Raw genomic sequence first — 20,290 nt, forward strand, 5'->3', positions numbered from 1 at the left:
TCACCCGGCTCCGGTCACCCCCGCACGTCCCGCCAAGCCTCCGGAATACCCTCCGCCACGTCATGCGCCCCCACCGGGGCCCCGTCCGCCGCGAACCTCGCCGACAGTCCGTGGAGATACGCCGCCACGCTCGCCGCGTCCACCGGTGTGAGCCCGGCCGCCAGCAGCGATCCCGCCAGGCCCGACAGCACGTCGCCGCTGCCGGCCGTGGCCAGCCAGCCGGTTCCGGTCGGGTTCACCCGTACGGGCCCGGCGCCGCCCGCATCCGCGATCAGCGTCGTCGACCCCTTCAACAGCACCGTCGCCGCGTACCGCCCCGCCAACTCCCGTACCGAAGCCAGCCGAGCCCCCTCGACCTCCTCCCGGGAGACACCGAGCAACGCGGCCGCCTCCCCGGCGTGCGGGGTCATCAGGGTCGGTGCCGTACGGGCCCGTACCGCATCCGCGTCCGCCAGCCGCAGCCCGTCCGCGTCCAGCAGCACCGGTACGTCCGTCGCCAGCACCTCCGCCACCGTCGCCGCGTCGTCACCGGCGCCCGGGCCGACCACCCAGGACTGCACGCGCCCCGCCTTCTTCGGTCCCCCGTCCGACACCAGCGTCTCGGGGAACCGGGCGATCACCGCGTCCCCGGCCGGACCGACGTACCGTACGGCCCCGGCCCCGCCCCGCAGTGCGCCCGCCACAGCCAGTACGGCGGCGCCCGGGTACCTCGACGATCCCGCCGCGATGCCCACGACCCCACGCCGGTACTTGTCCGTCTCCGCGGCCGGGAGGGGCAACAGCGCCGCCACGTCCGCGTGTTGCAGTGCCTGCAGCTCCACCGCGTCGTTCGGCAGCGCCAGTCCGATGTCCACCAGCCGCACCACCCCGGCGTACTCCCGCGCCGGATCGATCAGCAGGCCCGGCTTGTGGGTGCCGAAGGTGACCGTGAGGTCGGCGCGCACCGCCGTGCCGCGCACCTCGCCCGTGTCCACGTCCACGCCGCTCGGCAGGTCCACGGCGACCACGGCGGCCCTCGACCGCGCCGCCGCGTCGGCCAGGGGTGCGGCTTCCGGGCGTAGACCGCCCTTGCCGCCGATGCCGACGATTCCGTCCAGGACCAGATCCGCGCGTTCGATCAACTCCTCGGCCGCGCCGATGCCGACGGAGCGGCCGCCCGCGCGACGCAGTGCCGAAAGGCCCTCGGCGTGCGCTCGCTCCGGCGACAGCAGCACCGCCGTGACTCCCGCTCCGCGCCGGGCCAGCCGGGCACCGGCGTACAGGGCGTCGCCGCCGTTGTCGCCGCTGCCGACCAGCAGCACGACCCGGCTGCCGTACACCCGGCCCAGCAGATCCGCGCAGGCAGCGGCGAGTCCGGCCGCCGCCCGCTGCATCAGCGTCCCGTCCGGAAGCCGTGCCATCAGCTCTCGTTCGGCCGCCCTTACCGTCTCCACGCTGTACGCAGTCCGCATGCGATCGAGTCTCCCGCACGGAGCGGGGCGCGTCGCCTTCATCGGCCAGTTGTCGCTGCACTACGGCTCCTCGCCGCCGTGGCTCAGCCCTCCGCCACCACCACCGCCGAAGCCACCCCGGCGTCATGGCTCAGCGACACATGCCAGGACCGGACGCCGAGTTCGGCCGCCCGGGCCGCCACCGTCCCCGTCACCCGCAGGCGTGGCTGGCCGCTGTCCTCCACGCACACCTCGGCGTCGGTCCAGAGCAGGCCCGCCGGTGCGCCCAGCGCCTTCGCCAGGGCCTCCTTCGCGGCGAAGCGGGCGGCGAGCGAGGCGATGCCCCGGCGGTCGCCGCTGGGCAGCAGCAACTCGCGCTCCAGGAAGAGCCGTTCGGCCAGTCCGGGTGTGCGCGCCAGCGCCGCTTCGAATCTGTCGATCTCGGCCACGTCGATGCCGACCCCGATGATGCTCATGCCGTGCACCCTATGGGTCCCCGAAAGATGCTCCTCAAAAGAGTGACCCCCGCCGCGCGGCGTCCCCGCGCGGGCGGACCCTCACGCTTCCCTGTGCGCATGATCAGCGGACGTATCGCATGCGGGAGCATCGCCGTGCTGCTCGCCGGGGCCACCCTGTTGCCCCTCGGCAGCGCATCGGCGGACTCCGCCGACCCCGTACCCCCGGTGCCCGGGCCCGAGGCGCAGCTCCTCCCCGGAATCCCCCTGAACCTGCTCCCGTTCCGGCAGATGGACACGCCCGACCAGGCGTTGCCGCCGAAGGTGTACACACCCAGCGACGAGGAGGAGGCCGTCGAGCCGCAGGACGCGCCGAAGGGGGCGGACGACCTCGTCGAGTACGTCGACCCCATGGACTCCTTCGGGGACGTGAAGTGCAGCGAGGAGACGGGACTGCGGCAGCGGGAGGTCGAGAAGTGGCTGAAGCGGCGGGTGGACGGTGAGCAGTCGACCGGCGACTGCCGGGCCATCCGCACCTTCCAGAAGAAGTACAGGATCAGGCCCGCCATCGGGTACGCCGGGCCGGTGACCTGGGCCACCATGCAGCTGGCCTCGGCGAGCGAGAACCCCAACGCCGCCAAGAAGTGCCCGGTGCGGGAGTACCGGGTCGCCTGCGTCGATCTCGACCGGCAGATTTCCTGGGTGCAGGTGGGGAAGAAGGTCGTGTACGGGCCCGTGCACATCCGCAGCGGGCGGGCGGGGTACGGCACCCGGAACGGATGGCACCGCATCTACTGGCGGCACAAGAACCATGTGTCGTCGCTCTACAACAGCCCCATGCCCTACTCCCAGTTCTTCAGCGGGGGCCAGGCCTTCCACGGCATCTACGGCAACGTCTTCACCGGCGTCGGCTCCATGGGCTGCGTCAATCTGCGCATCGGCGACGCCCGAAGGCTGTGGGGGCTGCTGAAGAAGAACGACCGGGTGTTCGTGTGGGGGCACAAGCCGCCGGCCTAGGAACCCGTCGCCCATGGGAGGGGTCCGGCTCGGCTGCGTTGTCGGACCCCTCTGAGAGACTGGGGGCGCGATGACAGAGACAACAGCCCTGCGGACCGCGCCCCTGCGAGCCCGCGCCGAGATCGATCTGGCCGCCCTGCGGGCCAATGTGCGGACCCTGCGCGCCCTCGCGCCGGGCGCGGCCCTGATGGCCGTCGTGAAGTCGGACGCGTACGGCCACGGGGCGGTGCCCTGTGCCCGCGCGGCCGTCGAGGCGGGCGCCGACTGGCTGGGCACGGCCACGCCGGAAGAGGCCCTCGTACTGCGGGCCGCCGGGCTGCGCGACACGCGCATCATGTGCTGGCTGTGGACGCCGGGCGGGCCCTGGCGGGAGGCCATCGAGGCCGACCTCGACGTCTCCGTCAGCGGGATGTGGGCCCTGCGGGAGGTCACCGAGGCCGCCCGGCAGGCCGGCGCCCCCGCCCGCGTGCAGCTCAAGGCCGACACCGGACTGGGACGCAACGGCTGCCAGCCGGGTGCGGACTGGGCCGAGCTGGTCCGCGAAGCCCTGCGGGCCGAGGCCGACGGGCTGCTCCGGGTCACCGGGCTCTGGTCGCACTTCGCCTGCGCCGACGAGCCCGGCCATCCCTCCATCGCCGCCCAGCTCGACCTCTTCCACGAGATGGTGTCGTACGCCGAGGAGCAGGGCGTGCGGCCCGAGGTGCGGCACATCGCCAACTCGCCCGCCACGCTCACCCTCCCGGAGAGCCACTTCGACCTGGTGCGCACGGGCATCGCGACCTACGGCATCTCGCCCAGCCCCGAGCTCGGCAGCCCCGCCGACTTCGGGCTGCGGCCGGTGATGACGCTCTCGGCGTCCCTGGCGCTGGTCAAGCACGTGCCGGGGGGCCACGGCGTCAGCTACGGCCACACGTACCTCACCCCGGGCGAGACCACCCTCGGCCTGGTCCCGCTCGGCTACGCCGACGGCATCCCGCGGCATGCCTCCGGCGCGGGACCCGTGCTGGTCGGCGGCAAGTGGCGGACGGTCGCGGGGCGGATCGCGATGGACCAGTTCGTCGTCGACCTGGGCGGGGACGAGCCCGAGGCGGGTGCCGAAGCCGTGCTGTTCGGGCCCGGCGACCGCGGTGAGCCCACCGCCGAGGACTGGGCGCAGGCCGCCGGGACCATCGCCTACGAAGTCGTCACGCGGATCGGAACGCGCGTTCCACGCGTCTACAGGAATGTGTCCGAGTGATGTGCCCATCGGATGCGTACGTGTGACGCACCCATGTGATGCGTCTTCGTGATGCGGCTATGTGACGCGGGCAATGTGATGGGTCCGTCCGAATGCGGTTATGTGAATGAGGAACGAGAGGGGTAACCCGTTCCGGGCATCAGACCGGGACATGGGGCATCCAACCAACACGGGGCATCCGACCGACGGACCCGGCATCACATCGACAGACCGGCAATACCAGGCGAAGAGGAGCGGTACGTGAGCGAGAGCAGCGCGGAGGCCGTCGCGGCCGTCGCCTCCGCCACGGGGGCGGCCGCGAACTGGCGCAGGGCCACCGGCATCGCCGGTGCGGCGATAGGCGTGATCGCGGCGGGCGCGGCCGCCGGCGTCGCCATAGAGCGGATGACGGTGGGCCGCGGCATGCGGCAGAAGGCCAGGCTCGCCCTCGACTCGGCGGGACCCTACGGCTCGCTGCGCGGCACGCCTGGCAGGGCGCAGGCCGACGACGGCACCGAGCTGTACTACGAGGTCGACGACATCGACCCCGAGGCCGCCCCCACCCTCACGCCGCGCCGGCGACGGCTCTTCGGGCGCAAGGCACCCGCCCCGGTCACCGTCGTCTTCAGCCACGGCTACTGCCTCAGCCAGGACTCCTGGCACTTCCAGCGCGCCGCGCTCCGGGGCGTCGTGCGCACCGTGCACTGGGACCAGCGCAGCCACGGCCGCTCGGCGCGCGGCGTCGCCCAGACGCAGGAGGGCAAGCACGTCGACATCGAGCAGCTCGGGCGTGACCTGAAGGCCGTCATCGACGCGGCCGCGCCCGAGGGGCCGCTCGTGCTGGTCGGACACTCCATGGGCGGCATGACGATCATGGCACTGGCCGACCAGTACCCCGAGCTGATCCGCGACCGGGTCGTCGCCACCGCCTTCGTCGGTACGTCGTCCGGGAAGCTCGGCGAGGTCAACTTCGGGCTGCCCGTCGCCGGGGTGAACGCGGTGCGGCGGGTGCTGCCGGGCGTGCTCCGGGCGCTGGGCCAGCGGGCCGACTGGGTGGAGAAGGGGCGCCGGGCCACCGCCGACCTGTTCGCCGGGATCATCAAGCGCTACTCGTTCTCGTCACGGGACGTCGACCCGGCCGTCGCCCGGTTCGCCGAGCGGATGATCGAGGGGACGCCGATCGACGTGGTCGCGGAGTTCTACCCGGCCTTCGCCGACCACGACAAGACCGAGGCGCTCGCCCTCTTCACCGACATGCCGGTGCTCGTCCTGGCCGGCGTGGGCGACCTCGTCACCCCCAGTGAGCACAGTGAGGCCATCGCCGACCTGCTGCCGGAGGCCGAGCTGGTCCTGGTGCCGGACGCCGGGCACCTGGTGATGCTGGAGCACCCGGAAGTGGTCACCGACCGTATGGCCGACCTGCTCACCCGGGCGGGCGCCGTGCCCGCAGGGGCTACGGTTAGTGGCTATGGAAGCACCAGCAGCACCGCACAACGCGGGTGACCTTCAGCTGACCGTCACTTCTCCCGACCAGATGCGGGAGCTGGGCCGCCGACTCGCCAAGCTGCTGCGCGCCGGCGACCTTCTGATGCTGAGCGGGGAGCTCGGCGCGGGCAAGACGACGCTGACGCGCGGGCTCGGCGAGGGGATGGGGGTCAGGGGAGCGGTCACGTCCCCGACCTTCGTGATCGCCCGGGTGCACCCGTCCCTCGGCGACGGTCCGCCGCTCGTCCACGTCGACGCCTACCGGCTGTCCGGCGGCCTGGACGAGATGGAGGATCTCGACCTGGATGTCTCGCTGCCCGAGTCGGTGATCGTCGTGGAGTGGGGCGAGGGCAAGGTCGAGGACCTGACCGAGGAACGGCTCCAGGTCGTCATCCACCGGGCCGTCGGCGACACGACGGACGAGGTGCGGCATGTGACGGTGACCGGGCTCGGGGAGCGCTGGGCGACGGTGGATCTGAGCGTGCTGTCGGCGTGAGCGGGCGGGCCGGGTCCGGATGAGTGCCTGGTCCGGCGAGTGTGGCCCGAGCCTCATGAACATTCCGACAAGACGTCGGCAAGATATTGCGTTCCTGGTCTTGTGCGTGGTCACATGGTACCCAGTTCGTAGTTAGGTGTACCTAACTACGTCCGCCCCCGGCCCCCAGGAGGCGTCCATGCCGGCATCGGAGAACAAGGTCCAGCAGCGGCCACAGGTGGTTGCCGGGGTGTCCATGCGCGACCTGCTGGCCGCCGGCGCCGCGGCGAACGTGATCTCCACTCCGCCCCGCGTCCCCGACGCGCAGACGCCCCGGTCGTCCGCCGACCACGGCAGGCGCGAGGCGGCATAGGCGCTGCGCAGGCAGTGCCGGGTCGTGCTGCCGCTGTCTGAGGCGTCGGCATGGCCGATCACGAGATTCCCACGCCCCTCGGGGGCGTTGCCGAACCCGTCCGCTCAGCGGATCACGACCACTGCCCGTCCGATCGTCGCGAAGTCCCACATCGCGTTGCCGTCCGCCTGGGATTCCCGGATGCCGCCCGTCCGCAAGGTCGGGTTGGGGTCGGGAAGCGGTGACGCGCTCTTGACGGCCGCGCTGAAGCCGATGGTCACGTTGTCCATGGTCGCGAAGCGGACGACATGCTCGATGGGGGCGCCGTCGGTGCCGGTGACCGCGTTGGAGCGGGAGGTGACCGCGTAGACGCCCGTGGGCGGGTCGACCGATCCGGGGGTGACGCGGAACGTCCGCTTGACCTTGCCGGCCTCGTCGACCAGCCACACCCGGTCGTCGTCCACGGAGTACACGACCCGCTGCCCCGCACCGGAACCGGCCGGCAGCGCGTCCGGCTCCTTCTTGTCGCGGGGCACCTTGGACATACTCACGTCGAGTGATCCGGCGGCGCGCGGCCTGCTCAGCTCGGCCGGGACGGTCGCCGAGGCCCGGAAGGCGAGGAAGCCGACGGTCGCGAGGGCGAGTGCGGTGAGCCCCGCGACAATTCCGGAGCTGCTTGCTGCCACCGTCGCCCACCTCACCGTTCGCGTCATATGTGGTGATCCAGCCCGACCGTAGCAGCCGGTGACCGGCGCACCGGGGCGGCGCTTCCCGAGCCGTGAGCGCCGTAGGCTGTTTGCGTGCTCTTGCTCGCTCTGGATACCGCCACCCCCGCCGTCACCGTCGCGCTGCACGACGGTACGGACGTCATCGCCTCGTCGAGCCAGGTGGACGCGCGCCGGCACGGCGAGCTGCTGCTGCCGGCCGTCGACCGCGTCCTCGCCGAGGCCGGTGTGAAGCTCGACGCCGTCACCGGCATCGTCGTAGGCATCGGACCCGGCCCGTACACCGGGCTGCGCGTCGGTCTGATGACCGCCGACACCTTCGGGCTCGTCCTCGGCGTCCCCGTGCACGGCCTGTGCACGCTGGACGGCCTCGCCTACGCCGCCGACATCGAGAAGGGCCCCTTCGTCGTCGCGACCGACGCCCGGCGCAAGGAGGTCTACTGGGCGCGGTACGCCGACTCCCGCACCCGCCTGACCGAGCCGGCCGTCGACCGGCCCGCCGACATCGCCGACCAGGTCGCCGGACTGCCCGCCGTCGGAGCGGGCGCGCTGCTGTACCCCGACACCTTCCCCAGCGCCCACGAGCCGGAGCATGTGTCGGCCGCGGCGCTCGCGGGTCTGGCCGCCGAGAAGCTGGCGGCGGGCGAGGAACTCCCCACGCCCCGGCCGCTGTACCTGCGCCGGCCCGACGCCCAGGTCCCCAAGAACTACAAGGTGGTCACCCCCAAGTGACCGAACCCGTGACTCCTTCCGCCGCTCCCTGCGGCCCCCCGCTGCGCGAGATGCGCTGGTGGGACATCGACCGCGTGCTGGAGCTGGAGAAGGAACTGTTCCCCGAGGACGCCTGGTCCCGGGGCATGTTCTGGTCCGAGCTGGCCCATGCGCGCGGATCGGAGGCGACCCGGCGCTATGTCGTCGCCGAGGGGCCCGAACGGGTCGTGGGCTACGCCGGCCTCGCCTCCGCCGGGGACCTCGCCGACATTCAGACCATCGCCGTCGCCCGCGACCACTGGGGCACCGGGCTCGGCGGGCGTCTGCTCACCGAACTGCTGCGCGCCGCGACCGACTTCGAGTGCGCCGAAGTGATGCTGGAGTGCCGTGTGGACAACGTCCGCGCTCAGAAGCTCTACGAACGCTTCGGCTTCGAGGCCATCGGCTTCAGACGCGGCTACTACCAGCCGGGGAACGTGGACGCCCTGGTGATGCGACTGACCGCCCCCGAAAACTCCGTACAAGGAACCGAGATCAATGGCTGACTCGCGCGACGTTCCCCTCGTCCTTGGCATCGAGACCTCCTGTGACGAGACCGGCGTCGGCATCGTCCGCGGCACCACCCTGCTCGCCGACGCCATCGCCTCCAGCGTCGACGAGCACGCCCGCTTCGGCGGTGTCGTGCCGGAGGTCGCCTCACGGGCGCATCTGGAGGCGATGGTCCCGACCATCGACCGCGCGCTGAAGGAGGCCGGGGTGAGCGCCCGCGACCTGGACGGCATCGCGGTGACCGCCGGTCCGGGCCTGGCGGGCGCGCTGCTGGTCGGCGTGTCGGCGGCGAAGGCGTACGCCTACGCGCTGGGCAAGCCGCTCTACGGCGTCAACCACCTGGCCTCCCACATCTGCGTGGACCAGCTGGAGCACGGCGCGCTGCCCGAGCCGACGATGGCGCTGCTGGTGAGCGGCGGCCACTCCTCGCTGCTGCTGGCGACCGACATCACCTCGGACGTACGGCCACTCGGCGCGACCATCGACGACGCGGCCGGCGAGGCCTTCGACAAGATCGCCCGGGTGCTGAACCTCGGCTTCCCAGGCGGCCCGGTCATCGACCGCTACGCCCGCGAGGGCGACCCGAACGCGATCGCCTTCCCACGCGGACTGACGGGCCCGCGCGACCCGGCGTACGACTTCTCGTTCTCGGGGCTCAAGACGGCGGTCGCCCGCTGGATCGAGGCCAAGCGGGCGGCGGGGGAGGAGGTGCCGGTGCGTGACGTTTCGGCCTCCTTCCAGGAGGCGGTCGTCGACGTGCTGACCCGCAAGGCCGTACGGGCCTGCAAGGACGAGGGCGTCGACCACCTGATGATCGGCGGCGGGGTGGCCGCCAACTCCCGGCTGCGCGCGATGGCGCAGGAGCGGTGCGAGGCGGCCGGCATCCGACTGCGGGTGCCGCGGCCGAAGTTGTGCACGGACAACGGCGCGATGGTCGCGGCGCTGGGCGCGGAGATGGTGGCGCGCAACCGTGCCGCGTCGAGCTGGGACCTGTCGGCCGACTCGTCGCTGCCGGTGACGGATCCGCATGTGCCGGGGGACTTCGGCGATGAGGGTCACGGGCAGCACGGCCACGGTCATGACCACGACCATGTGCACGAGGTCAGCAAGGAGAACCTCTACTCGTGACGGTCGCGCTGATGTGGGAGGCGCGGGCGAATCCGGGCCAGGGGGAGGAACTGCTCGCGTGGGCTCGGCGGCAGAAACTGTCCGCCCGGCCCCTGCGCCGCGAGACCTTCCGGGCCCCCGAGGACCGGGTCCTCGTCATCACCTGGTGGGATGCGGACCTCCACACCGAGCTGCCCGAACTTCCCGAGCCGGACGGGGGGTTGGTGACTCGGGCGGTGCATCGGTGGCGGTTCGAGTCCGCGGGGCTCGAGGTGGCTGAGGCGTGAGGCGTGGAGGACGCGACGCCGTCCCGGCGGCCGAGTCAGGCCGGCGTCGAGACCTCCGCCTCACACCGCAACCGGCGGTCCGGTCCCAGCTCCCGTACGGGGCCGGTGAGTTCCATTCGCGCCGTGTGCCGTACGTCGGTGCTGGATGCCGCCAGACGCAACTCCAACAGGCCCGGTTCGACCACCCTTCGCCCCGAACGATCGGTGAACGACGACAGATCCGCATGAAACCGGAAGGTCACCCGGCCCGCCTCGCCCGGTGCCAACTCCACCCGCTGGTACCCGATCAACCGCACATCCGGCCGCGTGACCGACGCCACCGGATCGTGCAGGTACAGCTGGACGACATCCGCGCCCGCCCGGTCCCCCGTGTTGCGGACGGTGAGCGAGAGGTCGTATGTGCCGTCGGTCGGGATCTCTGAGGCCGTGCCCCGGAAGTCCTCCCACGCGAACGACGTGTACGACCCCCCGTGCCCGAAGGCGTACAGCGGTGTCGGATCGAGGTTGCTGACCTCCCCCGCCAACCCCAGCGGCGGCTGGAGGTACGTCCACGGCTGCCCCCCGGGCTCCCGAGGCACGCTCACCGGCAACCGTCCCGACGGATTCACGCGCCCGGACAGTACGCCCGCCACCGCCGGCCCGCCCTCCTCCCCAGGGAAGAAGGCCTGGACGACCGCTCCCAGCCGGCCCTCCCAGCGGCCCAGCGCATACGGACGGCCGGTCAGCAGGACCAGCACCACCGGGACGCCCGTCGCCACCAGCGCGTCCAGCAGTTCGGCCTGTACTCCGGGCAGCCGCAGGTCCGTCACATCGCAGCCCTCGCCCGAGGTGCCGCGCCCGAACAGGCCCGCCCTGTCGCCCAGGACCGTCAGGCATACATCCGCTTCCGACGCCCGTGCCACCGCCTCCTCGAAGCCCGCCGTGTCCGGGTCGGCGACCCCGCAGCCCTCCGCGAACGTCACCTTGGCGTCGGGGAGTTCGGTGCGCAGGGCCTCCAGGAGGGTCGGGATGTCGATGCCCATCGGCACCTCGGGGTGGTGCGTGAGGACGTGGGACGGGAAGGAGTAGCAGCCGAGCATGGCGAGGGCGTCCGCCGCGCGTGGGCCCACCACCGCGATACGGGCGTCGGGCGGTAGCGGCAGCAGCCCGTCCGGGTTGTCCAGCAGCACCACCGACTCCTCGGCCACGCGGCGGGCCAGCGCCCGGTTCTCGGGGGAGTCGAGGTCGATGTGCGAGGCCGTCGGCTCCGGGGTCCAGTCCTCGTCCAGCAGACCCAGCTCGCACTTCTGGAGCAGCACCCTGCGGGCCGCCCGGTCCACCAGTTCCTCCGGGACCTCGCCCACTCGGATGGCTTCGACCAGCGGTTTCCCGTAGCACTTCAGCGTCGGGAGCTCTACGTCGATGCCCGCCGCCAGCGCCACGTGCGCGGCCTCGCCCGGGCTGCCCGCCACCCGGTGCAGGGTCTGGAGGAAGCCGATGCCGAAGTAGTCGGCGACCACCGTGCCCGTGAAGCCCCATTCCGAGCGCAGGAGTTCGGTCAGCAGTCCCGGGTCCGCCGACGCCGGCACCCCGTCCGTCTCGTTGTACGCCGCCATCACCGACCGCGCCCCGCCCTCGCGCAGCGCCATCTCGAAGGGAGGGAACGTCACGTCCGCGAGCTCCCGGACACCCGCCCGCACCGGTGCGAGGTTCCGTGCGCCCGCCGACGAGGCGTACCCGGCGAAGTGCTTGAGCGTCGCGATGACTCCGGCCGACTCCAGACCCCGGACGTAGGCCGTGCCGATCGTGCCGGTCAGGTACGGGTCCTCGCCGATGGTCTCCTCGACCCGGCCCCAGCGCGGATCGCGTACGACGTCCAGGACCGGCGCGAGGCCCTGGTGGACGCCGACCGAGCGCAGGTCACGGCCGATGTGCCGGGCCATCTCCTCGATGAGCGGGGGGTCGAAGGAGGCTCCCCAGGCCAGCGGTACGGGGTACGCCGTGGCCTGCCAGGCCGTGAAGCCGGCCAGGCACTCCTCGTGGGCCACCGCGGGGATGCCGAAGCGGCCCGCCTCGGCGATACGGCGCTGGGCGCGGGTCAGTGCCTGCGCCCCGAGCGCCGGGTCCACGGGGGCGGTGCCGAAGGAGCGGGTGAGCTGGCCGAGGCCGTGGGTGATCAGCTCGGCCCATTCCTCGGCGGAGTGGTCGGCGCCCATGTCGTGCTGGTGCGGGGCGACTCCCTCGGCCCGTGCCTCGCCGTCCGTGGCGGCGCCCACCCATACGCCGTACAACTGGGCGGTCTTCTCCTGAAGGGTCATCCGGGAGAGGAGGTCGTCGACGCGGGCGGCGGCGGGCAGAGCGGGGTCGCGCCAGGGGGCGGTGGTCATGAAACTCCTGTCGGGGCGATGGCCCACTCGCGAATGTTTCGTTAGTCACCTCGAATGTTCCGGAACCTAGGTCTGGTGAGAAGGGTTCGTCAAGAGGTCGCGCAGGGATACGATCGCCGCCATGACAGCCCGTGAGCCCGCTGAAACCCGGACGACCACGACGACGACCGGCCGGTCCGCGCAGACCGCGACGCTCGCCGAGATCGCCCGCGAGGCCGGAGTGTCCGCGCCGACTGTTTCGAAGGTCCTCAACGGACGTGCCGACGTCGCCCCGGCCACCCGCACCCGCGTCGAGGAACTGCTGCGCGCCCACGGCTACCGCCGACGGCGGGCCGAGGCGAGCCGCTCCCCTCTCATCGACCTGGTCTTCCACGAGCTGGAGAGCGCGTGGGCGATGGAGGTCATCCGGGGTGTGGAGAACGTCGCCCGCGACGCCGGGCTGAGCGTGGTGCTGAGCGAGAGCGCCGGGCGGCTGACCCCGGGCAGGACATGGGCCGACCAGGTCGCCGCCCGCCGCCCGCACGGCGTCATCCTCGTGCTGTCCGGCCTCGACGAGTCCCAGCGCGCCCTGCTCACCAGCCGCTCGATCCCGTTCGTGGTGATGGACCCGGCGGGCGACCCGGGCGCGGACGTGCCGTCGATCGGGGCGACCAACTGGCAGGGCGGGCTGGCCGCCACCAGGCATCTGGTCGAGCTGGGGCACCGCAGGATCGGCGCGATCACCGGGCCGTCCCGCATGATGTGCAGCCGCGCCCGCATCGACGGCTACCGCGCCGCCCTGGAGACGGGCGGACTCCCGGTCGATCATGACCTGATCCGGCCCGGCGACTTCCACCACGAGACCGGTTACCGGCAGGGCCTGGAGCTGCTGCGCCGCCCGGACCGGCCGACCGCCGTCTTCGCCGGCAACGACCTCCAGGCGCTCGGGCTGTACGAGGCCGCGCGCGAGCTGGGGCTGCGGATCCCGGAGGACCTGAGCGTGGTCGGCTTCGACGATCTGCCCATCGCCCGCTGGGTGGGGCCGCCGCTGACGACCGTACGGCAGCCGCTGACGGAGATGGCCGAGGCCGCGGCGAAGCTGGTCCTCGACCTCGCGCGGGAGGAGGGGACGCCGGTGGCGACGCGGGTGGAGCTGGCGACGAGCCTTGTGGTGCGCAGCAGCACGGGTGAGCCGCCGGCGGTTCGGCAGTAGCGGCCTGTTGCTGTATCGACGGGTGTTTCGCGGTGCCCTCGCACGTCACCGAAGTCAGTCGGTTGCCCGGCCGAAACTTTCGGCAACAGGGCGGTTCCCGACGGCGGTTCGGCGGCGCTCGGCTTCAACGGGTCCTGGAGCGGGACCGGTTCGGCCCGGAAGTCTGAGAATTTCCGAAGAAAAGCGGCTCTGGCATCCCTGCCCGTAATAAATCGGACGTACGTTCCTGCCCATGACGGGACTTGGCGCGAACGGGCGGGAAACGGACGGGGACGACGGCAGACACCTGGGCCGGCGGTCGACAGCGCTCAAGACCGTCGGCCTCCTCCTCACCGGCCTGCTGGCCCTGGCCGTCGCCGCGGCGGGCTGGGCCTACTGGCACCTCAACGACAACATCAAGAGCGTCGACATCGACAGCGCGCTCGGCGACAACCGTCCGCCGAGGGCGATGACGACCCCGTCCCCCTCGGCGTCCCCGCTTCCCACCGGGTCCCTCAACATCCTGGTCCTCGGCTCGGACTCGCGCAGCGGCGAGGAGAACCAGGAGCTCGGCGGCGGCAGCAGCACCGGCGCCCGCTCCGACACCGCGATGGTGGTCCACATCGACGCCGGCCGCACGCGGGCCACGGTCGTCAGCATCCCGCGCGACACCCTGGTCACCCGGCCGTCCTGCCCGCTGCCGTCGGGCGGGTCGACCGAGGTGTCGTACAACTCCATGTTCAACAGCGCGTACGCGACCGGCGGCCCCGTCTGCGCGGTGAAGACCGTCGAATCGATCACGAACATCCGCATGGACCACTACATCGAGATCGACTTCTCCGGCTTCGCGAACCTTGTGGACACGCTGGGCGGCGTCACCGTCACCACGGACGAGGACATCGACGACGAGGACAGCCACCTGACCCTGGACGCGGGCACGCATCACCTGGACGGCGCGCAGGCGCTGGCCCTCGCCCGCACCCGGCACGGCATAGGCGACGGCAGCGACCTCGGCCGGATCGGCCTCCAGCAGACGCTGGTGAAGGCCCTTCTGGACCAGATCTCGGCCACCTCTCTCCTCACCGATCCCACCAAGCTCTACCGGGTCGCCGACGCGGTGACGGCCGGCCTGACCACCGACACCGGCCTGGACTCCCTGACCGAGCTGGTGAGCCTCGGCCGCAGCCTGAGCGGCCTGTCGTCGGAAGCGGTGCGGACGGTCACGATGCCGGTCGTACCGGCCGCGTCGGACCGCAACCGGGTGGTGGCGCAGGAGCCGGAGGCGGGGGAGCTGTGGGAGTCGTTGCGGTGAGAAAAAGATCTTCGAAGAAGTTCGGCGAGCGTGTCGATCCGGCGGTCCGCCGATCGACGCAGGGGTGAGAGGCCGGGAAGAACCCGGCCCCACGCACACGAGGAGCCACCATGCCCCGCTACCTGTCGCTCGTGAAGGTCGACGAGTCCACCGCGCCCGCCGAGGGCCCGAGCCCCGAGATGATGCAGCGGATGGGCGAGCTGCTGGAAGAGATCACCAAGGCCGGCGTCATGCTCGACACGGCCGGACTGACGCCGTCCGCGCAGGGCAGCCGCGTGCACTGGGAGGGCGGCGGCATCTCCGTCACCGACGGCCCCTTCACCGAGTCCAAGGAGGTCATCGGCGGCTACGCACTCATGCAGTGCAAGGACATGGCCGAGGCCGTGGAGTGGACCAAGCGGTTCGTCAAGGTGCACGGCGAGGAGTGGACGGTGACCTGCGAGGTGCGGGAGATCGCCGAGGGCTGAGCCGGTTCCTTGGCTCCGTAGCCGCAGGGGTGTCTGATGGTGGGCTGTGGAACCACAGCCCCAGCCCACCGCAGCCACCGGCCGTACCCCCGCAGCCGTCGGCCGCGCCCCCGCCGACACGGCCGCGACCGTCGAGACCGTCTTCCGTATCGAGTCCCCGCGCGTCATCGCCGCCGTCACCCGCATGGTCCGCGACGTCGGCATCGCCGAGGAGCTCGCGCAGGACGCGCTGGTCGCCGCGCTGGAGCAGTGGCCGCGCGACGGCGTGCCGGACAACCCCGGCGCCTGGCTCATGGCCGCCGCCAAGCACCGCGCCGTCGATCTGATCCGCCGCCGCGAGAACTACGCCCGCAAGCTGGCCGAGATCGGCCGCGACCTGGAGACGACGGCACCCCCCGAGGAACCCTCCGACCCCGACGACATCGACGACGACCTGCTCCGCCTGGTCTTCACCACCTGCCACCCGGTGCTGTCGCCGGAGGCCCGCATCGCCCTCACCCTCCGTCTCCTCGGCGGCCTGACCACCCCGGAGATCGCCCGAGCCTTCCTGGTCCCGGAGCCGACGGTCGCCCAGCGCATCGTCCGCGCCAAGCGCACCCTCGCCACCAGGAACGTCGCCTTCGAGGTGCCGTACGGCCCCGACCGCGAGGCCCGCCTCGGCTCCGTCCTCGACGTCATCTACCTGATCTTCAACGAGGGGTACGCCGCCACGGCCGGCGACGACTGGCTGCGCCCGGGGCTGTGCGAGGACGCGCTGCGGCTGGCCCGCGTGCTGGCGGGGCTGATGCCGAAGGAGCCGGAGGTGCACGCCCTGACGTCCCTCCTGGAGTTCCAGGCGTCCCGCGCGGCGGCCCGCACCAGCCCGTCCGGCACACCGATCCTGCTCAAGGACCAGAACCGCAGCCGCTGGAACCGCATGCTCATCGCCCGCGGCATCACGGCCCTGTCCCGCGCCGACGCCGCGGCCACGGGCGCCCCCGGCCCGTACGCCCTCCAGGCCGCCATCGCCGCCTGCCACGCGCATGCGTACACCTACGAGGAGACCGACTGGAAGACCATCGCCACCCTCTACGGCCTCCTCGCCGTCCGGTCCCCCTCCCCGGTCGTCGAGCTGAACCGCGCGGTCGCCGTGTCGATGACCGAGGGCCCGGAGCCGGCCCTGGAGATCGTCGACGCCATCGCCGCCGAACCGGTGCTGCGGGACTACCACTTGCTGCCCAGCGTCCGCGGCGACCTGCTGCTGCGTCTCGGCCGTACGGCTCAGGCACGGGCGGAGTTCGAGCGCGCGGCGACCCTGACGCGGAACGAGCCGGAGCGGGAGATGCTGCTCAGGCGGGCGGCGGACGCCGGGGCATGACTACGCGGGCCGTCCGACCAGCATCGTCGGCGCCCCCGCCACCCGGGTCAGGAAGACCGTCGCCGCGTTCGGCCCCTGCGGCTTGACCTTCTTGCGCAGTTCCTCCGGCTCGACTGCCGACCCTCGCTTCTTCACGGTCAGGATCCCGACCTCCCGCTCTCGCAGCAATGCCTTCAACTTCTTCACGTTGAAGGGGAGTTGGTCGGTGATCTCGTACGCCGTCGCGTAGGGCGTGGGCCGCAGCTCGTCCGCCGTCACGTAGGCGATGGTCGCGTCGACGAGCCCCCCGGCCAGCTGGTCGGCGACCTCGGCGACCAGATGGGCGCGGATGACGGCGCCGTCGGGCTCGTACAAGTACCGTCCGACGGGACGGACTTCGGGGTCGGGCAGGCCGCGGGAGAGCAGGGGGCGCGGGCCCGGCAGCAGGGTGGCGCGGATCGTCCCGGGAGCGGTGCCGAACCACAGCACCGCCTCCTTCACGTCCCCGCCGTCCGAGATCCACTCGGCCTCGGTGTCGTCGGGGATCGCCTCGTGGGGGATGCCGGGCGCGATCTTCAGTGCGGCGTGCGGCGCCTTGCGTGCCGCCTCGACGGCCCAGGACAGCGGCGGTGAGTACGCCTCGGGGTCGAAGATCCGACCGCGGCCGCCGCGCCGGGCGGGGTCGACGAACACGGCGTCGTAACCGCTGGTGTCCACCTCGGTGACGTCCGCCTCCCGTACCTCGATGAGGTCGGCGAGCCCGAGGCCCTCGGCGTTCGCCCGTGCCGCCGCCACCGTCGCCGGATCCCGGTCCACCGCCAGCACCCGGATCCCGGCCCGCGCGAGCGCGATGGCGTCGCCCCCGATCCCGCAGCACAGGTCGGCGACCGAGCCGATACCCAGCTCCTTCATCCGCCCGGCCCGGTACGCCGCCACACTCGCGCGCGTCGACTGCTCGACCCCGTTCGGCGTGAAGAACATCCGCCCCGCGTCCGCCGCCCCGAACTTCGCCACCGCCCGCTGCCGCAGCCGCGCCTGCCCGAGGGCCGCCGACACCAGCTCGGCGGGGTGCTCGCGGCGCAGCCGGGTGGCGACGGCGAGTTCGTCGGCGGGGTCGGTGTCGCGAACGGAGTCGAGGAGGGCGCGGCCCTCGGGGGTGAGGAGGGAGGCGAGGGCGGCGAGGTGGTCGTTCACCGGGTCATTGTCGGCCAGACGGCGTACCGCCCGCTCGATGGGCAAGCGCGGCGCACCGCCCGCGCACCGCTGGCCGCGCGGCCCGTCGCCCACCCTGTGGGCCAGTCGGTGGATGGTCCGCCCGCTGCCGCGGTGTCGGCACGGGTTCGGGGCGGGAGCCTGCCAAGATCCGGCTCCATGCAACTAGTAGTACAAAATGACAAAAGTCCCCGAAATGGGGCAGCGGTCGTAAAGCGCGGTCAGTGGACGGCCCGGCGTTCACGCGTCCGCGGTGTCATCGCCGTGCTTGCCCTGGCCGCCGTCGCCTCCGGCTGTGCGCAGCCCGGCGCGGTGGGGGGCGCGGGCCGATCGGGGGCCGGAGACGGATCCGAGGCCGCGGGTCCCAGCGCCGACGCGAGCCGGCAGCCCCTCAAGGCGCCGCCCGCCGCGGCCACTGCGGACCCGCAGGCCAAGAAGCTCCAGTCCGCCCGGGAGGCGCACGCCGCGCGGGTCGCCGCCGCCCGCCGCTGGCGTCTGGACAGGGTCCCGCTCGCGGCGCCGCCCGCCCCTGCCGAGAAGGTGAAGATCACCACCCGCGACGGCTTCGAGGTCGACGGGCACGAGGAGCTCGGCCTCCCGCCCGTGTTCACCACCGTCCCGACCACACATCGGGTCGTCTTCCTCACCATCGACGACGGCGCCGAGAAGGACCCGACGTTCCTGCGGATGATGAACGATCTGCAGCTGCCGTACACCGCCTTCCTCAGCGACTACCTGATCAAGGACGACTACCGCTACTTCCGGCGGATGCAGCGCGAGGGCGTGGCCCTGAACAACCACACCCTCCACCACCGCTACCTCCCGGCCCTCTCCTACCGCGGGCAGCAGCAGGAGATCTGCGGCATGCAGGAGGTCGTCGAGGAGCAGTACGGCAGGCGCCCGCTGCTCTTCCGGCCGCCCTACGGCAACTACGACCGGAACACCCTGCGCGCCGCGAAGTCCTGTGGCATCGAGTACGTCCCGCTGTGGAACGAGGAGGTGTTCGTCGACCACTGGGAGTACCGCGAGTGGGACCGGAAGATCCGACCGGGTGACATCGTGCTCAGTCATTTCCGGGGCAGGGAGGACTGGAAGGGCACAATGCCCGACATGATCCGCCGGTTCCTGGACAAGGTGACGGCCGAGGGCTACGCGGTGGCCCGGCTGGAGGACTACCTGTGAGGTCGGCGCCGGGGGCGCGGGCGCTCGCCGCCGTGGTCCTGGCGTCCGCTCTGCTCGCCGGGTGCGGTGGCGCGGTGGGTTCGGCCGACCCGCGCGGAGGGCCGGCCGAGCATGCGGCACGGTCGGCGAAGAACCCGACGTACACGGCACGGCCGTACCGTCACTGGGGCCTGACCGCCCCGCTGCCCGTGCCCCCGTCGCCGCCCGTCCGCGGACAGCCGCGGCCGGCCGGCGACCCGCTGCCCGTCGTCCACCGCGTCCGCACGCACCACAAGGTCGTCTTCCTCACCTACGACGACGGCGCCGAGAAGGACCCGCGCTTCGTCGACATGGTCCGTGAGCTACGGCTGCCGGTCAGCATGTTCCTCACGGACAGCGTGGTCGGCCCGGGCTACGGCCACTTCGCGCGCCTGCGCGCGGTCGGCGCGTCGATCCAGAACCACACCCTCGACCACGCCGCCCTGCGCGGTCTGCCGTACGCCGGCCAGCGCGCCGAGATCTGCGGCCAGCAGAACAAGCTCCGCGCCCGCTTCGGCATCCTCCCCCGCCTCTTCCGCCCGCCCTACGGCAGGTACGACACCACCACGCTCCGCGCGGCGGCCGACTGCGGCGTGACGGCGGTCGTGCTGTGGCGGGCGGCGATGGAGGGCGACGGCGAACTGACGTACGCGAAGGGGCCCGTCCGGCTGAGCGCCGGCGACATCGTGTCCGTCCCTTCGGGGGAGCCGGCCGGGCTGACGCTGCGAGAACGGACGACGAGGCTGCTCCGGGAGATCCAGGGGCGGGGGCTGACGGTGGGCCGGTTGGAGGACTACATCTGAGGGCCAGGCGTCCGAGGGATCCTTCAGGCGGCCACGGCAACACCGGTCACCGTCAGCGCCGCTCACCGTCAGCGCCGGTCACCCGAACGCGGCTCGGCCCGCGCCGCGAATTAGCAGTCCGCTTGACCGAGTGCTAATCGCGGTCATAGTCTCGGCTCTGGCACTCCCCACTGGAGAGTGCCAACACGCGACGGGCAGGTCCGGCACCCGCGACGACGGATCCACCTGGTCGCCACCTCAGACAGTTAACCCCGTGAGATCTCCGAAGGGGGAGGTCGGATCGTGACGACCACCAGCTCCAAGGTTGCCATCAAGCCGCTCGAGGACCGCATCGTGGTCCAGCCGCTCGACGCCGAGCAGACCACCGCCTCTGGCCTGGTCATCCCGGACACCGCCAAGGAGAAGCCCCAGGAGGGCGTCGTCCTGGCCGTGGGCCCGGGCCGCTTCGAGAACGGCGAGCGCCTGCCGCTCGACGTCAAGACCGGCGACATCGTGCTGTACAGCAAGTACGGCGGCACCGAGGTGAAGTACAACGGCGAGGAGTACCTCGTCCTCTCGGCTCGCGACGTGCTCGCGATCATCGAGAAGTAAGCACCACCTCAGAGTTTTTCCAG

At 72.2% G+C, this 20,290-nt stretch carries 21 protein-coding genes; 16 read left to right on the plus strand and 5 right to left on the minus strand.

The window, feature by feature from the left end:
* Nucleotides 1–14: 14 nt before the first annotated feature.
* Together ACFQ6S_RS40615 and ACFQ6S_RS40620 are read right to left on the minus strand one after the other, a co-directional pair.
* Nucleotides 15–1,451, minus strand: coding sequence for an NAD(P)H-hydrate dehydratase (locus tag ACFQ6S_RS40615; RefSeq protein ID WP_383420708.1), 1,437 nt, complete (start codon nucleotides 1,449–1,451; stop codon nucleotides 15–17).
* Between the two features lie 83 nt (nucleotides 1,452–1,534).
* Nucleotides 1,535–1,906: a holo-ACP synthase gene (locus tag ACFQ6S_RS40620; protein ID WP_383420710.1), complete on the minus strand. Its 372-nt coding sequence runs from the start codon at nucleotides 1,904–1,906 to the stop codon at nucleotides 1,535–1,537.
* A gap of 99 nt (nucleotides 1,907–2,005) precedes the next feature.
* On the opposite strand from ACFQ6S_RS40620, the gene ACFQ6S_RS40625 reads away from it, so the two are divergent.
* The 5 genes from ACFQ6S_RS40625 to ACFQ6S_RS40645 all read left to right on the plus strand — a co-directional run bounded on the left by ACFQ6S_RS40625 (nucleotide 2,006) and on the right by ACFQ6S_RS40645 (nucleotide 6,451).
* Nucleotides 2,006–2,902 (plus strand): L,D-transpeptidase family protein, encoded by an 897-nt coding sequence (locus tag ACFQ6S_RS40625; protein WP_383420712.1) that lies wholly within the window; start codon nucleotides 2,006–2,008, stop codon nucleotides 2,900–2,902.
* Between the two features lie 70 nt (nucleotides 2,903–2,972).
* Nucleotides 2,973–4,139 carry an alanine racemase gene (gene alr, locus ACFQ6S_RS40630; protein WP_383420714.1) on the plus strand — a complete coding sequence of 389 codons (1,167 nt, stop codon included), beginning with the start codon at nucleotides 2,973–2,975 and terminating at the stop codon, nucleotides 4,137–4,139.
* A 240-nt stretch (nucleotides 4,140–4,379) separates the two neighbouring features.
* A complete protein-coding gene (locus tag ACFQ6S_RS40635) occupies nucleotides 4,380–5,621 on the plus strand; it encodes an alpha/beta fold hydrolase (protein ID WP_383420716.1) in 1,242 nt (413 codons plus the stop codon).
* Nucleotides 5,587–6,099, plus strand: a complete 513-nt coding sequence (tsaE, locus tag ACFQ6S_RS40640; protein ID WP_383420718.1) for a tRNA (adenosine(37)-N6)-threonylcarbamoyltransferase complex ATPase subunit type 1 TsaE — start codon at nucleotides 5,587–5,589, stop codon at nucleotides 6,097–6,099. Before ACFQ6S_RS40635 ends, tsaE begins: the two co-directional genes overlap by 35 nt.
* A 178-nt stretch (nucleotides 6,100–6,277) precedes the next feature.
* Nucleotides 6,278–6,451, plus strand: a complete 174-nt coding sequence (locus ACFQ6S_RS40645; protein ID WP_383420720.1) for a hypothetical protein — start codon at nucleotides 6,278–6,280, stop codon at nucleotides 6,449–6,451.
* Nucleotides 6,452–6,555: 104 nt separating this feature from the next.
* Here ACFQ6S_RS40645 and ACFQ6S_RS40650 read toward each other — a convergent pair whose 3' ends face one another.
* Entirely contained in the window at nucleotides 6,556–7,116 is a 561-nt protein-coding gene (locus tag ACFQ6S_RS40650; protein ID WP_383420722.1) for a hypothetical protein, read from the minus strand.
* Between the two features lie 114 nt (nucleotides 7,117–7,230).
* Between ACFQ6S_RS40650 and tsaB the strand changes: the two genes are divergently transcribed.
* Genes tsaB through ACFQ6S_RS40670 form a run of 4 tightly spaced genes read left to right on the plus strand, consistent with a single transcriptional unit; the run spans nucleotide 7,231 to nucleotide 9,809 of the window.
* On the plus strand, nucleotides 7,231–7,887 hold the full coding sequence (gene tsaB / locus ACFQ6S_RS40655) for a tRNA (adenosine(37)-N6)-threonylcarbamoyltransferase complex dimerization subunit type 1 TsaB (RefSeq protein ID WP_383420724.1): 657 nt from the start codon (nucleotides 7,231–7,233) through the stop codon (nucleotides 7,885–7,887).
* 50 nt (nucleotides 7,888–7,937) lie between these two features.
* Nucleotides 7,938–8,411, plus strand: coding sequence for a ribosomal protein S18-alanine N-acetyltransferase (rimI, locus tag ACFQ6S_RS40660; RefSeq protein WP_383420818.1), 474 nt, complete (start codon nucleotides 7,938–7,940; stop codon nucleotides 8,409–8,411).
* Nucleotides 8,404–9,543, plus strand: coding sequence for a tRNA (adenosine(37)-N6)-threonylcarbamoyltransferase complex transferase subunit TsaD (tsaD, locus tag ACFQ6S_RS40665; RefSeq protein WP_383420726.1), 1,140 nt, complete (start codon nucleotides 8,404–8,406; stop codon nucleotides 9,541–9,543). Before rimI ends, tsaD begins: the two co-directional genes overlap by 8 nt.
* Complete coding sequence (locus ACFQ6S_RS40670) at nucleotides 9,540–9,809, plus strand: hypothetical protein (RefSeq protein WP_383420728.1); 270 nt, start codon at nucleotides 9,540–9,542, stop codon at nucleotides 9,807–9,809. Before tsaD ends, ACFQ6S_RS40670 begins: the two co-directional genes overlap by 4 nt.
* Nucleotides 9,810–9,844: 35 nt before the next feature.
* Here ACFQ6S_RS40670 and ACFQ6S_RS40675 read toward each other — a convergent pair whose 3' ends face one another.
* Nucleotides 9,845–12,175 carry a glycoside hydrolase family 3 N-terminal domain-containing protein gene (locus ACFQ6S_RS40675; protein WP_383420729.1) on the minus strand — a complete coding sequence of 777 codons (2,331 nt, stop codon included), beginning with the start codon at nucleotides 12,173–12,175 and terminating at the stop codon, nucleotides 9,845–9,847.
* Nucleotides 12,176–12,296: 121 nt separating this feature from the next.
* On the opposite strand from ACFQ6S_RS40675, the gene ACFQ6S_RS40680 reads away from it, so the two are divergent.
* The 4 genes from ACFQ6S_RS40680 to ACFQ6S_RS40695 all read left to right on the plus strand — a co-directional run bounded on the left by ACFQ6S_RS40680 (nucleotide 12,297) and on the right by ACFQ6S_RS40695 (nucleotide 16,482).
* Nucleotides 12,297–13,367 (plus strand): LacI family DNA-binding transcriptional regulator, encoded by a 1,071-nt coding sequence (locus tag ACFQ6S_RS40680; protein ID WP_383420731.1) that lies wholly within the window; start codon nucleotides 12,297–12,299, stop codon nucleotides 13,365–13,367.
* Nucleotides 13,368–13,599: 232 nt separating this feature from the next.
* The gene (locus ACFQ6S_RS40685) at nucleotides 13,600–14,658 is read left to right on the plus strand and encodes an LCP family protein (RefSeq protein ID WP_383420733.1); all 1,059 of its coding nucleotides are present in this window, start codon (nucleotides 13,600–13,602) and stop codon (nucleotides 14,656–14,658) included.
* A gap of 110 nt (nucleotides 14,659–14,768) precedes the next feature.
* Nucleotides 14,769–15,125, plus strand: a complete 357-nt coding sequence (locus tag ACFQ6S_RS40690; protein ID WP_383420735.1) for a YciI family protein — start codon at nucleotides 14,769–14,771, stop codon at nucleotides 15,123–15,125.
* Nucleotides 15,126–15,171: 46 nt separating this feature from the next.
* Nucleotides 15,172–16,482, plus strand: coding sequence for an RNA polymerase sigma factor (locus ACFQ6S_RS40695; RefSeq protein ID WP_383420737.1), 1,311 nt, complete (start codon nucleotides 15,172–15,174; stop codon nucleotides 16,480–16,482).
* On the opposite strand, the gene ACFQ6S_RS40700 is transcribed toward ACFQ6S_RS40695, so the two are convergent.
* Nucleotides 16,483–17,694 carry a methyltransferase domain-containing protein gene (locus ACFQ6S_RS40700; protein ID WP_383420819.1) on the minus strand — a complete coding sequence of 404 codons (1,212 nt, stop codon included), beginning with the start codon at nucleotides 17,692–17,694 and terminating at the stop codon, nucleotides 16,483–16,485. It lies immediately after the preceding gene.
* Nucleotides 17,695–17,832: 138 nt separating this feature from the next.
* Here ACFQ6S_RS40700 and ACFQ6S_RS40705 point away from each other — a divergent pair, with 138 nt between their 5' ends.
* From ACFQ6S_RS40705 to groES, 3 genes are all read left to right on the plus strand, one after another.
* Complete coding sequence (locus ACFQ6S_RS40705) at nucleotides 17,833–18,855, plus strand: polysaccharide deacetylase family protein (RefSeq protein WP_383420739.1); 1,023 nt, start codon at nucleotides 17,833–17,835, stop codon at nucleotides 18,853–18,855.
* A complete protein-coding gene (locus ACFQ6S_RS40710) occupies nucleotides 18,852–19,676 on the plus strand; it encodes a polysaccharide deacetylase family protein (RefSeq protein WP_383420741.1) in 825 nt (274 codons plus the stop codon). The genes ACFQ6S_RS40705 and ACFQ6S_RS40710 overlap by 4 nt, the downstream gene beginning before the upstream one ends.
* 282 nt (nucleotides 19,677–19,958) lie before the next feature.
* Nucleotides 19,959–20,267 carry a co-chaperone GroES gene (gene groES / locus ACFQ6S_RS40715; protein ID WP_003998759.1) on the plus strand — a complete coding sequence of 103 codons (309 nt, stop codon included), beginning with the start codon at nucleotides 19,959–19,961 and terminating at the stop codon, nucleotides 20,265–20,267.
* Nucleotides 20,268–20,290 lie beyond the last annotated feature (23 nt).

The sequence above is a fragment of the Streptomyces sp. NPDC056479 genome (genome assembly GCF_042795335.1).
Classification (GTDB): Bacteria; Actinomycetota; Actinomycetes; order Streptomycetales; family Streptomycetaceae; genus Streptomyces.